The sequence below is a fragment of the Nocardiopsis sediminis genome (assembly GCF_042650565.1).
GTDB classification, from domain to species: domain Bacteria; phylum Actinomycetota; class Actinomycetes; order Streptosporangiales; family Streptosporangiaceae; genus Nocardiopsis_B; species Nocardiopsis_B sediminis.
Genome location: NZ_JBHSBH010000004.1, coordinates 507,519 through 522,548 on the forward strand (window position 1 = coordinate 507,519; position 15,030 = coordinate 522,548).

The window sequence follows — 15,030 nt, forward strand, 5'->3', positions numbered from 1 at the left end:
TGGCGGCCGCCGGCCTCGGACTCGCCGGCTGCGGCCCCGCCGGGCCCCTGCCGGGCGGCCGGACGCGGCTGCGCCAGTGGAACCTGTTCACCGGTGGAGACGGCGCCCGCATGATCGAGATGCACGACGCCTACCGGCGCGAGCACCCCGATATCGATTTCCGGCCCACCACCTACCTGTGGGGCAACCCCTACTACACGAAGTTCGTCATGGGCGCCGCCGGCGGGCGCGCCTTCGACATCGGCACCCTGCACCTGTCGCGGCTGCGCGGGCTGGGAGCGGGCAGCCTGATCGACCCGGTCCCGGCCGGGCTGCTGGCCGAGTACGGGGTGACGGAGGCCGACGTGCTGCCCAACGTGTGGGAGAAGTGCGTGGTCGACGGCCTGCTCTACGCCATCCCCCTCGACACCCACCTCACCGTCACCTACTACAACCGCGAGATCTGCGCCGAGGCCGGCGTGCTCGACGCCGACGGCGAGCTGGTCGCCACATCGGGCCCGGAGGAGTTCTTCGACCTGCTCGCCGCGGTCAAGGAGGTCACCGGGCAGTACGCGCTGTCCATCGAGACCATCGGGGCCTGGCGCCACTTCTGGTCGCTCTACCGCCAGCTGGGCGGCGAGATGACCTTCGACGGCGAGCTGGGCGTCGACGACGACAAGGCGCTGCGGTCGCTGGACTTCCTGCGCCGTCTCTCCGCCGAAGGCCTGGCGCCGGAGTCCGCCGACGCGCCCGGCACCCCCGCCAACTTCCAGAACGGCATCGCCGGCCTGCTGCTCACGGGCAACTGGGAGATCGCCACCTTCCAGAACGCCGGGATGGACTTCGGCATGCGGCCCTACCCGGCGGTCTTCGGGCCCGAGCTCGGCCAGGGGGACTGCCACGCCCTGGTCCTGCCGCACCGGCGCGAACGCGACGACGCCGCCGTGCGCGCGGCCGTGGAGTACGCCGCCTGGATGCTGAGGAACAGCATCACCTGGGCCGGCGGCGGGCACACCCCCGCCTACCTCCCGGTGGCCGAGAGCCCGGACTACGCCGAGCTGCGGCCCCAGGCCGAGTACCGCCACGCGGCCGCCGACGTGCAGTTCGACCCCGACGCGTGGTTCAGCGGCTCGGCCGCCCCCATGCAGAACGAGGCCAACTCGATCATGAGCGGCCTGCACACCGGCGCGGTCACCCCCGAAGTCGCCCTGGACCGGTTCAAACGGGCCGTGCAGCGGCTCATCGACACCCCGGAGCCGGTGTGATGGCCGGACCCCCCACCCTTCCGCCCCGCGTACCCGCTGGGAGCCCGACATGACCGCTCATGCCGACACCGTGGCCCCGGGGGAGCCGCGGCCGCGCCCCGGCCCCGGCCCCGTCCGCGGGCGCCGCGGCCCGTCGGGCCGCGCCCGCCGCACCGGTGCCTACACCGGCCTGTGGTTCGTGCTGCCCTTCACCGTCCTGTTCGCCGCGTTCCTCGTCTGGCCGATGCTCGCGGGGCTGTGGACCTCCTTCACCGACCGCAGCCTGGCCCGGCCCGACGCCGATTTCGTCGGCCTGGCCAACTGGCGGGAGCTGGCCGGCGACACCGCCATGTGGCGGTCGATGTGGGTCACCTTGCTGTTCACCCTGATCAGCACGCCGCCGCTGGTGGCGGTGGCCCTGGCGATGGCGCTGCTCACCAACCGGGTGGCCCGGCTCGGCTGGTTCCTGCGGTTCTCGTTCTTCGCGCCCTACGTTCTGCCGGTGGCCGTGGTGTCGCTGATCTGGGTGTGGATGTACCAGCCGGGGTTCGGGGTGGTCAACGGCGCCCTCCAGGCGGTGGGCCTGGGCGAGGTGGCGTGGCTGACCGACGAGAACGTCGTGCTCGTCGCGGTGGCGATCACGACCGTGTGGTGGACGGTGGGGTTCAACTACCTGCTCTACCTGGCCGCGCTCCAGGGCATCCCCGGCTACGTGCACGAGGCCGCCGCGCTCGACGGGGCGGGCGCCTGGCAGCGGCTGACGCGGATCACGCTGCCGCTGCTGCGCCGCACCACCGCGCTCATCGTGCTGCTCCAGATCGTGGCCTCGCTCAAGCTGTTCGACCAGGCCTACCTGATGACGGCCGGCTCCGGCGGCCCCGACTTCGCCGCCCGGCCGATCATCGGCTACGTCTTCGACACCGGGTTCACCGGCCTGCGGATCGGCTACGCCTCGGCGATCTCCTATCTCTTCTTCGCCGTCATCGTCGTGGTGTCGATCCTCCAGTTCCGCCTGTTCGCCCGGAAGGGGGACACCCTGTGACCACCGCGACCCCCCGCGCCGCGGCCCGGCGCCGGACCCGCCCGAGGGTGAGCCCCGGCGGCGCGGCCCTGACCGTCTCCGCGCTGTTCCTCGCCGTCGCGTGGCTCATCCCGCTCGCCTGGGCGGTGCTGACCTCGCTCAAGCCCGAGGGCGAGACCACGGCCGTGCCCATCCGGTGGCTGCCGCTGGAGCCCACCTTCGCCGCCTACCGGGCCGTCATCGCCCAGGGCGACCTCCAGCAGTGGCTGATCAACAGCACGGTGATCTCGACCGTGGTCACCGTGCTCACGCTCGTGGTGTGCGCGCTGGCCGCCTACGCGTTCTCCAAGACCGAGTTCCCCGGCCGGTCCTGGCTGTTCGCGCTGTTCATCGCGGGCATCCTGGTGCCGCCGCAGGTCCTCATCGTGCCGCTGTTCGACGAGATGACCTACCTCGGCCTGGTCGACACCTACTGGGGCGTCGCCCTGCCCCAGGTGGTGGCCCCGATGATGGTGTTCATCCTCAAGCGCTTCTTCGACGCCATCCCCGGCGACTACGAGGAGGCGGCCCGCCTGGACGGAGCGGGCCACGCGCGCATCCTGTGGAGCGTCGTGCTGCCGATGTCCACGCCCGTCCTCGCCGCCGTCGGCATCTTCACCTTCGTCCAGGCGTGGAACAACTTCCTGTGGCCCTTCATCGCCACCACCGACCCCGCCCTCATGACCGTCCCCGTGGGCCTGGGCACGGTGCAGGGCGCCTACGGCATCCACTACGCCCAGCAGATGGCCGCCGCCGTCTTGGGAGCCCTCCCGCTCATCATCGTGTTCCTGCTGTTCCAGCGCCAGGTCGTCCGCGGCGTCACCGACGCCGGGCTCAAGTGAGCCGCCCCCGGAACCCACCCCCGTCCTCTCCGCCATCGCCATCGACCTACGAGGGAAGCCGTACATGCTCACCGCCTCCATGACCCTCGACCCCGCCTTCCGCATCGCCCCCGTCCACCGCCGCACGTTCGGGTCGTTCGTGGAGCACATGGGGCGCTGCGTCTACACCGGGATCTACGAGCCCGGCCACCCCACCGCCGACGCCGACGGCTTCCGCCGCGACGTCGCCGACCTCGTCCGCGAACTCGGCGTCACCACCGTGCGCTACCCCGGCGGCAACTTCGTCTCCGGCTACCGGTGGGAGGACGGCGTGGGCCCCAAGGACCGGCGCCCCGTCCGCCGCGACCTCGCCTGGCACAGCACCGAGACCAACCAGTTCGGCCTGGACGAGTTCATCCGCTGGGCGCGCACGCTCGGCATCGAGCCGATGATGGCCCTCAACCTCGGCACCCGCGGCCTGCAAGAAGCCGTCGACCTGCTCGAATACGCCAACCACCCCGGCGGCACCCACCTGTCGGACCTGCGCGTCGCCAACGGCAGCCCCGAGCCCCACGGCATCCGCATGTGGTGCCTGGGCAACGAGCTCGACGGCCCCTGGCAGACCGGCCACAAGACCGCCCGCGAGTACGGCCGGCTCGCGGCCGAGACCGCCGCGGCCATGCGCGCGAGCGACCCCGGCCTGGAGCTCGTGGCCTGCGGCAGTTCCAACTCCGCCATGCCGACCTTCGGCGCCTGGGAGGCGGAGGTCCTGGAGCTGGCCTACGACAGCGTCGACTACATCTCGCTGCACGCCTACTACCAGGAGCACGACGGCGACCTCGCGAGCTTCCTCGCCTCCACCGCGGACATGGACCACTTCATCGAATCCGTGGTCGCCACCGCCGACGCCGTCCGCGCCCGGCTCAAGCGCACCAAGCGCATCCAGCTCTCCTTCGACGAGTGGAACGTTTGGTACCAGAGCCGCTTCCACGACGCGGGGCCGCCCGCCGACTGGCCCATCGCCCCCCGTGTCATCGAGGACCGCTACAACGTGGCCGACGCCGTCGTCGTGGGCAACATGCTCATCTCCCTGCTGCGCCACGGCGACCGCGTCACGGCCGCCAGCCAGGCCCAGCTGGTCAACGTGATCGCCCCGATCATGACCGAGCCCGGCGGCCCCGCCTGGCGCCAGACGATCTTCCACCCCTTCGCGCTCACCGCCGCCACGGCCGCCGGCCAGGTGCTGCGGGTCGAGCCCGATGCGCCCCTCCAGGAGACCGCCCGCTACGGCGAGGTCCCCGTCATCGACGCGGTCGCCACCCACGACCCCGACAACGACCAGGCCGCGGTGTTCGTGGTGAACCGCTCCACCACGGAGCAGGTCGCCCTCGGCATCGACCTGCGCGGCCTGGACGCCCACGGCGTCGCCGACTGCCGGACCCTGTCCGACGACGACGCCTATGCCGCCAATACCGCCGAGGCACCCGACCGCGTGGTGCCCCGGCCCAACAGGGACATCCGGCTTCAGGACGGCCGCCTCACAGTCGTCCTGCCCCCGGTGTCCTGGACCGTCATCAGGCTCGCGCTCGCCACTGAGCCCGCCTGACCCCCAGTAGTCCCGACACAACGAGGCGAAGGTGTTGACATTGAACGGAAAGCTCACGGCCGCGGCGCTGCTCGGCGTGGCCCTGCTGGCGACCTCGTGCAGCGGCGTCGGCGATGCCGCCCGCGACGAAGGCGAGAACGGCCTCATCGGCATCGCCATGCCGACCCAGTCCTCCGAGCGCTGGGTCGCCGACGGCAACAACATGGTGGCGGAGTTCGAAGAGGCCGGCTACGGCACCGACCTGCAATACGCCGAGGACGTGGTGGAGAACCAGGTCTCCCAGATCGAGAACATGATCACCAAGGACGTCGACGCCCTGGTCATCGCCCCCATCGACGGCTCGGCGCTGAACGATGTCCTCCAGACGGCGGCCGACGCCGACATCCCGGTGATCTCCTACGACCGGCTGCTCCTGGGGACCGAGAACGTCGACTACTACGCGACCTTCGACAACCACCAGGTGGGCGTGCTCCAGGGCGAGTACATCGAACAGGCCCTGGACCTGGAGAACGAGGAGGGCCCCTTCTCCATCGAGCTGTTCGCCGGCTCGCCCGACGACAACAACACCTCCTTCTTCTTCGAGGGCGCCATGTCGGTGCTCCAGCCCTACATCGACGACGGCGTCCTGGAGGTCCGCAGCGGACAGACGGAGGTGGAGCAGATCGCCACCCTGCGCTGGGACGGCGCCACCGCCCAGGCCCGGATGGACAACCTGCTCAGCGCCAACTACTCCGACGAAGAGGTGGACGCGGTGCTGTCGCCCTACGACGGCATCAGCATCGGGGTGATCTCCTCGCTCCAGGCCGTGGGCTACGGCACCGAGGACCGGCCGCTGCCGGTGATCACCGGGCAGGACGCCGAGGTGGCGTCGGTGAAGTCCATTGTCGGCGGCGAGCAGACCCAGACCGTCTTCAAGGACTTCCGGATGCTCGCGGAGTCCGCGGTGAACATGACCGACGCCGTCGTCCGCGGCGAGGAGCCCGAGGTCAACGACACCGAGAGCTACGACAACGGCGAGAAGGTCGTGCCCGCCTACCTGCTGGAGCCGGTCTCGGTCGACATCGACAACTACGAGGAGGAGCTGCTGGAGAGCGGCTTCTACGAGCCCGAGGACATCGCGTGAGCGCCCGTCCGGCACTCCCGCGCGGGAGAGGCGGCCGCCCGTGAGCGACGTCATTCTCCAGATGCGCGGGATCGGCAAGGAGTTCCCCGGCGTCACGGCCCTGGCCGACGTGGACCTGCGGGTCGAGCGCGGCGAGATCCACGCCCTGATGGGCGAGAACGGCGCCGGGAAGTCCACCCTCATGAAGGTGCTCAGCGGCGTGTACCCGCACGGCGACTACACCGGGGACATCCTGGTCGACGGCGAGGTGGCCCGGTTCTCCGGCGTGCGCGACAGCGAGCGGGCCGGCATCGCCATCATCCACCAGGAGCTGGCGCTCATCCCGCAGCTGTCCATCGCCGAGAACATCTTCCTGGGCAACGAGCGCACCCGCTCACGCGGCATCGTCGACTGGGGCCGCACCGCCGGTGAGGCCCGCGCGCTGCTGCACCGGGTCGGGCTGGACGAGGACCCCACCCTGCCCGCGGCCTCGCTCAGCGTCGGCCGCCAGCAGCTCGTGGAGATCGCCAAGGCGCTGTCGAAGCGGGTGCGGCTGCTCATCCTGGACGAGCCGACCTCGGCGCTCAACGAGACCGAGAGCGACAACCTCCTGGAGCTGCTGCTGGAGCTGAAGGCGCAGGGGATCACCTGCATCCTGATCTCCCACAAGCTCGGCGAGGTCACCCGGGTCTCCGACACCATCACGGTACTGCGCGACGGCCGGTGCATCGAGACCCTGTCCATGGCCGAAGGCGCCGTCGACGAGGACCGCATCATCCGCGGCATGGTCGGGCGCGACCTCGACCACCGCTACCCCGAGCGCACCGGCGACATCGGCGAGGTCCGCTTCGAGGTGCGCGGCTGGTCGGTCGACCACCCGACCCACGTGGGCCGGCGCATGGTCGACGACGCGGGCCTGACCATCCGGCGCGGCGAGATCGTGGGGCTGGCCGGCCTCATGGGGGCCGGGCGCACCGAGTTCGCCATGAGCGTCTTCGGCCGGTCCTACGGGCGCCACGTCGGCGGCACGGTGCTCAAGGACGGGGCGGAGCTGCGCATCCGCGACGTCGGCGACGCCATCGCCAACGGCATCGCCTACGTCCCCGAGGACCGCAAGGAGCTCGGCCTGATCCTCGATGAGGACATCCGCCGCAACCTCACCCTCGCCGGGCTGGGCCGGGTGAGCCGCAGGTCGGTGATCGACCCCGCACGGGAGTCGGTCGCCGCCGAGGAGATGCGCGTGCGCATGCGCGTCAAGAGCCGCGACGTCTTCCAGACCACCGGCGACCTCAGCGGCGGCAACCAGCAGAAGGTCGTGCTCGGCAAGTGGATGTTCGCCGAGCCCGACCTGCTCATCCTCGACGAGCCCACCCGGGGCATCGACGTCGGCGCCAAGTACGAGATCTACGTGATCGTGCGGCAGCTGGCGGCCCAGGGGGCGAGCGTGCTGCTGATCTCCTCCGAACTGCCCGAGCTGCTGGGCATGTGCGACCGCATCTACGCCATGAGCGAGGGCCGTATCACCGGCGAGCTGCCCCGCTCCGAGGCCGCCCAGGAGCCACTGATGAAGCTCATGACCATGACGAGGGCGTGACCCGACGATGACTTCGACCATCAGCGTCATCCGCACCGTGGTGCGGAACAACGCACGGCAGTACGGCATGGTGATCGCGCTCGCGATCATCGTGATCCTGTTCCAGATGCTCACCGGCGGGCTGCTGCTGCGCCCGTTGAACATCACCAACCTGATCATGCAGAACTCCTACGTTCTGATCCTGGCGGTCGGGATGATGCTCGTCATCATCACCGGCCACATCGACCTCTCCGTGGGGTCGGTGGTGGCCTTCGTGGGAGCGGTGTCGGCGATCATGCTGACCGGCTGGGGGCTGCCCATGCCGGTGGTCGTCCCGCTGGCCCTGGTGCTGGGCGCGCTCATCGGCGCCTGGCAGGGGTTCTGGATCGCCTACGTGCGCATCCCGGCGTTCATCGTCACCCTCGCCGGGATGCTGATCTTCCGCGGCGCGACCATGGTCGTCCTCGGCGGGGAGTCGCTCAGCCCCCTGCCGGCGTCGCTGCGGACCCTGGCCAGCGGGTTCATCCCCGATGTCGCCGACGTGGGCATTCACCTGCTGACCATGGCCGGAGCCGTGGCCGCCGCCGCGGTGCTGGTCTGGCTGCAATGGCGGTCCCGCGCGCGCAACCTGCGCTACGACCTGCCCGTGGCCTCGTCGCAACTGGCCACGGCCCAGTCCGTGGCGACCGTGGCGGTCGTGCTGGTCTTCGCCTACGCCCTCGCCGTCTACAACGGGCTCCCGGTCGTGGGGCTGCTGCTGATCGTGCTGATCGTCGGCTACTCGTTCGTCATGAACACGACGACCGCGGGCCGCCACATCTACGCGGTCGGCGGCAGCGAGAAGGCCGCCATGCTCTCGGGTGTCAAGACGCAGCGGACCACCTTCTGGGTGTTCGTCAACATGGGCGTGCTCTCGGCGCTGGCCGGGCTGGTGTTCACCGCCCGGCTCAACGCCGCGACCCCCCGCGCCGGGACCATGTTCGAGCTGGATGCCATCGCGGCGGCCTTCATCGGCGGGGCCTCGGCATCGGGCGGCGTGGGCACCGTCATCGGGGCGGTCGTGGGCGCGCTGGTCATGGGCGTCATGAACAACGGCATGTCCCTCATCGGCCTGGGCGTCGACTGGCAGCAGGCCATCAAGGGCCTGGTGCTGCTCGCCGCGGTGGGCTTCGACATCTACAACAAGAAGCGCGTGGGATCGGGCCGCAGCGGACGCTCCGCGGCCGCCGGGCCGGACACCTCCCCGCCGACGCCGGGAGAGGAGAAGCCGGCCGAGTCCGCCCGGGCACAGACGGCCACACCGGGCTGACACGGACGGGTCGGCCCCGCCCTCGCAGGGCCGTGAACCGACGCCCTCACCGCCACCCGTTGCTCCTGGCCCGGTGTGGTGCCGCGTCCACGACCTCCGTTCCCCTGTGAGGCGGGGAACGGAGAATGGGGGCCGCGCGCGGCGGCGCGCGGCCCCTCCATCATCGGCGCCGCGCGGTCACCCCTTCATGGCGCCGCCCAGGCTGAAGCTCCCGCCCAGCGCCCTGGACACCCCCAGGTACAGGGCGATCACCGGCAGCGTGTAGAGCAGCGAGAACGCCGCCAGCTCCCCGTACTGCACGGTTCCGTACTGGTCGAAGAACGTGTAGATCCGCACGGCGGCGGGCAGCCGCTCGGGGCTCTTCAACAGGATGAAGGGCACGAAGAAGTTGCCCCAGGTGACCACCAGGGTGAAGATCCCCACCACCGCCATGCCCGGCACGATGAGGGGCACCACCAGCAGGCGCAGCGACTGCCAGGCCGATGCGCCGTCGACCCAGGCGGCCTCCTCCAGCTCGATCGGGATGCCGTCGAGGAAGTTCTTCGTCAGCCAGATCCCGAACGGCAGGCTCGACGCCGCCAGGAACAGCATCGTGGCCGGCCGGGAGTCGAGCAGGCCGGCCTGCACGAACAGGCTGTAGACCGGCACCATGACGGCGGTGATCGGCAGGCCGGTGGCGAACAGGACGGTGTAGAGGAACGGGCGCTTGAACCGCAGCTGGTAGCGCGAGAGCGGGTAGGCGGCCAGCACCGATACCACCACGGTCACCAGTGCGGCGCCGCCGCACAGCAGGATGCTGTTGGCCACGGGGATGAAGACGGTCTCGGGGGTGAGAACGGCGGTGAAGTGGTCCAGCGTGAGCCCGGACGGCGGCTGCGCGCGCAGGGACGCCTCGGGGTCGAACGCGGCGAACACCATCCACAGCCCGGGCAGCAGGAACAGCGCCGACAGCGCGGCCAGCAGCGCGTGCACCACGGCCGACCCGGCCGCGCGCGAGGGTGAGGCGACGGAACGTGTCATCGGATCTCCTCCGGGCGCAGCGCGCGAACGTAGACCGCCGAGAACAGCCCGGCGACCACCAGCAGCGCGAGCGCCACGGCGGTGCCGTATCCGAGGTCGCCGAACCGCAGCGCCTCCTGGTACATCAGCAGCGGGAGGGTGGTGCTGCGCCCGCCCGGCCCGCCCGCGGTCATCACATAGATCAGCGTGAACACCTGGACGGTCTGGAGGGTGACCAGCAGCAGGGTCGTGGCGATGGTGCGGCGCAGCAGCGGCAGCACCACGTGCCACAGCACCCGGGCGCCGCCGGCGCCGTCGACCCGGGCGGCCTCCTTGAGGTCGGTGGGGACCTCGGAGAGCCCGGCCGAGTAGGTCATCATCGAGAACGCGGTGCCCTTCCAGATGTTGGCGAGGACGACCGCGAGGATCGGGGCGGTGTAGAGCCAGTTCTGCGGCTCGGCGCCGGCGTACGCCAGGAGCGCGTTGAGCGTGCCCTCGCGCTCCAGGAACGCCACCCAGATGAAGCCGGCGACCACCTCGGGCACCACCCACGCGCCGACCACCACGGTGCTCACCGCGGAGCGGACCGCGCGGCCGCGGTTCTGCATCAGCAGCGCCAGGGCCAGCCCGATCACGCTCTGGCCCACCACCCCCGACCCGATCAGGAACACGGCGGTGAGCACCGCGGAGTCGAGGAAGGCGGGGTCGGCCAGTAATCGCTCGAAGTTGGCCAGGCCGACGAACTCGGTCCGGGCCGCGGCGGCCCCAGTCAGGGCGGCGTTGGTGAACGACGCCCACACGGTCCACAGGATCGGCCCCGCGAAGAAGGCCAGCAGCAACAGCAGCGCCGGCGCCAGAGGCAGCAGGCGCAGGGCCGCCCCGCGGGCGCCCCCGGTCATGGCCGCCACCGTCAGCCGCCCTGCCGCACGTTGTCGGCGCCCACGATGCCCTCGACCTCCTGGGCATAGGTGGCGGCGGCCTCCTCGGGGGTGGCGTCGCCGAGCATGACCGCCTCGGTGGCCTCCTGGATCGCCAGGGACACCCGCGGGTACTCGCCGTAGGCGGGGCGGAAGTGGGTGACGTCGACCAGTTCCGTGGCGAGGTCGGGGTTGGGGTCGGCGCCGGTGAAGTCCTCGGATGCGGCGACGTCGTCGCGGAGCGGGATCTGCGCGCCCTCGATGGCGAACTTGGTGGCGTTCTCCAGGTTCAGCGCGTAGGACATGACCTCCCACGCGAGGTCGGGGTTGGTGCTCGCGGCGCCGAGCGACAGCGCCCAGCCGCCCGACATGCTGGTGGCACCGGGTTCCCCGCCGTCCTGGGTGGGCATGGCGGTGAACGCCATGGTGTCGGACCACTCGGGCCAGGGCTTGTTCGCGGTCTCGATCCAGCTCTGCGTGGCCCACGAGCCCTCAAGGCTGATCGCGAGCTCCCCGGCGGGGATGCGCTCCTCGTTGTTGAGCGTAGCGACGGCGGGGTTCAGCGCGTCGCGGGGGTCCAGACCCAGGTCCTCGGTGTAGACGGTGCGCACGAACTCCAGGGAGTCGACGAAGCCGGGCGCCCCGGTGATCCACTCCTGGGAGCCGTCGTCGTAGAGGGTGTCGCCGGTGCCGCTCAGGAGCATCTGGAAGCCCTGCATCGACGCGACCTCGCCGGCGGGGGTCCCGGAGTAGACGTTGAGCGGGGTGACCGCGTCGCCGTGCTCGGCCCGCACCGCGCGCGCCGCCTCAAGGACGTCGTCCCAGGTCTCGGGCTCCCACGGGACATCGACCCCGGCCTGCTCCAGCAGGTCGGTGTTGTACCAGAGGCCGCGGGTGTCGGTGCCCAGCATCACGCCGTAGCGGTTGCCGTCGAGCGCGGTGACCCCGGCGTCGGCCTGTTCGTTGTACTGCTCGGCATCGGGCCAGGAGTCCCAGTAGTCGTCGATCGGCAGGAGGTAGCCGGCGTCGACGTCCTGGTTGATGGTGAAGGTGTCCTCGTAGATGATGTCCGGCGCCTCGCTGGGCGACTGGTTCATCAGGTTGACCTGGGCCTGGTAGTCCTCGGGAGGAGCCTCGATCGGGCGCAGCTCGATGGTGGTGCCGGGGTTCTCGGCCTCGAACTCCTCTTTGACCTTCTCGAACAGGGAGTTGGCGGCCTCGAAGGTGCCGTAGTCCTGGTAGGCGACGGTGACGGTGTCGGGGTCGTCATCGGACCCCCCGCACCCGGCCGCGGCCAGGGCGAGGGCGAGGGCTGTTGCGGAAACGGAGATCGCTCGGTGCATGGCTCCTCCTCCTGCGACAGGTGATGCGCACGGGGGTGGGGGTGACGCGCATCACTTGAACTGTCGCACGGAGGGACCGGCCGAATCCACCGCCGTCCACAGGCGGCCGCGCCGGCCGCCCGGCCGTCCACAGGCTCACGAGACCCCGTCGCTTCCTACCCGCGCGGCGAACTACGCTGAGGACGTGGCAGGCCGGATCAAAGACGAAGACGTCGCACTCGTCCGCGAGCGCGCTCCGATCGCCGACGTGATCGGCGAATACCTCCAGCTCCGCAACGCCGGAGGCGGTTCCCTCAAGGGCCTGTGCCCCTTCCACGACGAAAAGTCCCCCTCCTTCAACGTCACCCCGGCCCGTGGACTCTTCTACTGCCTCGCGGGCGAGACCCGGGTCCTGACCGCCGAGGGCGTCAGGCCCATCCGCGACCTCGCCGGAGGCACCCACCGCGTGCTGGGCCCCGGCGCCACCTGGGTCGACGCCCCCTTCCACTCCTTCGGCCACCAGCCGCTCATGCGCCTCACGCTGAGCCGCAGCGGCCAGACCAAGGAGATCCACGCCACCCCCGAGCACCGCTGGTTCGTCCGCGCCGGGAAGGACCGCCGCAGCCGGCGCGAGGTCGTCACCCGGGACCTCACCCCCGGCCAGCGCCTGGCCTGGACGTTCCCCGGCAGCAGGGTCAAGAACACCACTCCGTCGCCCTTCGGTATCGCCCACGGGATCACCTTCGGCGACGGAACGCTGTCCGGAACGGGCAGCATGGCCCAGCTCGACTCCGAGAAGGACGTCGACCTGCTGAAGTGGTTCTCCAACAGCGTGACCACCGAGTCCGGCCGGCAGATCCTCATCCACCACCTGCCGCGGTTCTTCAAGGACCTCCCTCCCCTGGACGAATCCGTCCCCTACCTCTACGGCTGGCTGGCCGGGTACCTCGCCGCCGATGGCCACGTGGCCAAGGACGGCACGGTCATGCTCAACTGCGCCGACCGCGCGGTCCTCGAACACGTCCGCGACGTCTGCACCCGGCTGGGGATCGGCACCTACGGCATCACCGAGCAGGTGCGTGAGGGCTTCCCCGGGCGTGAGCCCTCGGCGCTCTACCGCGTCCACCTCATCGGCGAGGACCTCACCGAGCCGTTCTTCCTCAACCCCGAGCACCGGTTCCGCTTCGTCGGCTCCGAGAAGAAGTTCGCGCGCCGGGGGTGGACCGTCGTATCGGTCGAGGAGACCGATCGCTTTGAAGAGGTGTTCTGCGCCGTCGTCGACGACGGCCACGCCTTCGTCCTCGAGGACAACATCCTCACGGGCAACTGCTTCGGCTGCGGCGAGGGCGGCGATGTCATCGCCTTCGTGCAGAAGATCGAGGGGCTGGGGTTCGTCGAGGCGGTCGAATCGCTGGCGCAGCAGGCCGGGGTGCGGCTGCGGTATGAGCAGGGGGGCTACACCTCCCGCGGGGAGCAGGGGCAGCGGCAGCGGCTGATCGAGGCGCATCGCATGGCGCAGGTGTTCTACGCCGAGCAGCTGCTCACGCCCGGGGCCCAGGAGGGGCGGCGGTTCCTCACCGAGCGCGGGTTCGTGCGGGCCGACGCCGAGCGGTTCGGGGTGGGGTTCGCGCCGCCGGGGTGGGAGTCTCTCACCACCCACCTGCGCAAGAAGGGCTTCACCGACAAGGAGATCATCACCGCCGGCCTGGCCAGCCAGGGGCGGAGGGGCGCCTACGACAAGTTCCGCAACCGCCTGGTGTGGCCGGTGCGCGAGGTCACCGGCGAGGTCGTCGGGTTCGGCGCCCGCAAGCTCGACCCCGAGGACGACGGCCCCAAATACCTGAACACCCCCGAGACCCCCATCTTCAAGAAGGGCAACCTGCTCTACGGGCTCGACCTCGCCAAGCGTGAGATCACCCGCGAACAGCAGGCCGTCATCGTCGAGGGCTACACCGATGTCATGGCCTGCCACCTGGCGGGGGTCGGCACTGCGGTGGCCACCTGCGGCACCTCCTTCGGCGAAGAGCATCTGAAGGTGCTGCGCCGCATGCTGCTGGGCCGCTCCAACATGGGCGGCCGGGTCGTGTTCACCTTCGACGGCGACGCCGCCGGGCAGAAGGCCGCGGTCCGGGCGTTCGCCGAGGAGCACGGCTTCGCCTCCGAGACCTTCGTCGCCGTGCAGCCCGACGGCCTCGACCCCTGCGACCTCCGGCTGCGCCACGGCGACTCCGCGATCGTCGACCTCATCGAGGCACGCAAACCGCTGTACGAGTTCATGATCCGCAACGTCATCGAGCAGTACGACCTCAACACCCCCGAGGGCCGCATGGCCGGGCTCGACGCCGGCGCCGAGATCGTGGCCAGCATCCGCAACGAGGGCGTCCGCAAGCTCTATGCGGTCAACCTCGACCACTGGCTGGGCATCATGGACGAAGCGTTCGTGAGCCGCCGGGTCAACCAGCACCTGCGCGGCGGCGGCCCGCGGCAGGGTGCGCGGCGCCCCGCCCCCGCGGCGCCGCCCGGGGCCGCCGACTCCGCCCCCTACGACCTCCGCGACCCCTCGTTGCAGCGCGAGCGCCAGGCGCTGAAGATCGCGGTGCAGTACCCGGGCCTGGCCCTGGAATTCGACGACCTCGACCCCGAAACCTTCACGGTGCCCCAGCACGGCGCGGTGGTCGAGCTCATCCGGGGCCTGGGGGGCGTGGCCGCGGCGGGCGACGCCGGGCAATGGGCGTCGCGGCTGCGCGAGAGCGCGCCCAATGACGCCCAGCGCGCTTTCGTCACGCGGCTGGCGGTGGAGCCGATCGAGGTCTATGGAGAACTCGACGAGCATTTAGCCCGGGAAATCCTCGGCACAATTAAGATACATTCCATCAATCGCCAGGTGGCAAACCTGAAATCCCGCCTGGGGCGCCTCGACCCTGCCGCCCAAGCCGACGAATACCAGGCTGTCTTCACCGAGTTGATGACCGTTGAGCAGCAGCGACGCTTGATGCGAGAGCGGACCTGAGGGGCGCCCTAGCACGGAGGTGACAAAATTGGTTCTCTCCATTCGGCTGCATGGGCGGGCACACTGTAGGGGTGGCTCTTTCGGCGCT

General features: G+C 70.6%; 11 protein-coding genes. 8 read left to right on the top strand and 3 right to left on the bottom strand.

The window, feature by feature from the left end:
• From ACFOVU_RS06340 to mmsB, 7 genes are all read left to right on the top strand, one after another.
• Positions 1–1,244: ABC transporter substrate-binding protein (locus ACFOVU_RS06340; RefSeq protein WP_378530709.1), on the top strand; the 1,244-nt coding region annotated here is incomplete at its 5' end.
• Between the two features lie 49 nt (positions 1,245–1,293).
• A complete protein-coding gene (locus ACFOVU_RS06345; RefSeq protein WP_378530711.1) occupies positions 1,294–2,265 on the top strand; it encodes a carbohydrate ABC transporter permease in 972 nt (323 codons plus the stop codon).
• The gene (locus ACFOVU_RS06350; RefSeq protein WP_378530713.1) at positions 2,262–3,125 is read left to right on the top strand and encodes a carbohydrate ABC transporter permease; all 864 of its coding nucleotides are present in this window, start codon (positions 2,262–2,264) and stop codon (positions 3,123–3,125) included. The genes ACFOVU_RS06345 and ACFOVU_RS06350 overlap by 4 nt, the downstream gene beginning before the upstream one ends.
• A 64-nt stretch (positions 3,126–3,189) precedes the next feature.
• A complete protein-coding gene (gene arfA, locus ACFOVU_RS06355; RefSeq protein ID WP_378530715.1) occupies positions 3,190–4,710 on the top strand; it encodes an arabinosylfuranosidase ArfA in 1,521 nt (506 codons plus the stop codon).
• Positions 4,711–4,750: 40 nt separating this feature from the next.
• Positions 4,751–5,833 carry a multiple monosaccharide ABC transporter substrate-binding protein gene (chvE, locus tag ACFOVU_RS06360; protein WP_378530717.1) on the top strand — a complete coding sequence of 361 codons (1,083 nt, stop codon included), beginning with the start codon at positions 4,751–4,753 and terminating at the stop codon, positions 5,831–5,833.
• A gap of 61 nt (positions 5,834–5,894) precedes the next feature.
• Entirely contained in the window at positions 5,895–7,406 is a 1,512-nt protein-coding gene (gene mmsA, locus ACFOVU_RS06365) for a multiple monosaccharide ABC transporter ATP-binding protein (RefSeq protein WP_378531202.1), read from the top strand.
• Positions 7,407–7,413: 7 nt separating this feature from the next.
• Positions 7,414–8,694: a multiple monosaccharide ABC transporter permease gene (mmsB, locus tag ACFOVU_RS06370; RefSeq protein WP_378530719.1), complete on the top strand. Its 1,281-nt coding sequence runs from the start codon at positions 7,414–7,416 to the stop codon at positions 8,692–8,694.
• A 177-nt stretch (positions 8,695–8,871) separates the two neighbouring features.
• Here mmsB and ACFOVU_RS06375 read toward each other — a convergent pair whose 3' ends face one another.
• Genes ACFOVU_RS06375 through ACFOVU_RS06385 form a run of 3 tightly spaced genes read right to left on the bottom strand, consistent with a single transcriptional unit; the run spans position 8,872 to position 11,953 of the window.
• Positions 8,872–9,714, bottom strand: a complete 843-nt coding sequence (locus ACFOVU_RS06375) for a carbohydrate ABC transporter permease (protein WP_378530721.1) — start codon at positions 9,712–9,714, stop codon at positions 8,872–8,874.
• Entirely contained in the window at positions 9,711–10,592 is an 882-nt protein-coding gene (locus ACFOVU_RS06380) for a carbohydrate ABC transporter permease (protein ID WP_378530723.1), read from the bottom strand. The genes ACFOVU_RS06375 and ACFOVU_RS06380 overlap by 4 nt, the downstream gene beginning before the upstream one ends.
• Before the next feature lie 11 nt (positions 10,593–10,603).
• Entirely contained in the window at positions 10,604–11,953 is a 1,350-nt protein-coding gene (locus ACFOVU_RS06385) for an extracellular solute-binding protein (RefSeq protein WP_378530725.1), read from the bottom strand.
• A gap of 184 nt (positions 11,954–12,137) precedes the next feature.
• Between ACFOVU_RS06385 and dnaG the strand changes: the two genes are divergently transcribed.
• Positions 12,138–14,942 carry a DNA primase gene (dnaG, locus tag ACFOVU_RS06390; RefSeq protein ID WP_378530727.1) on the top strand — a complete coding sequence of 935 codons (2,805 nt, stop codon included), beginning with the start codon at positions 12,138–12,140 and terminating at the stop codon, positions 14,940–14,942.
• Positions 14,943–15,030 lie beyond the last annotated feature (88 nt).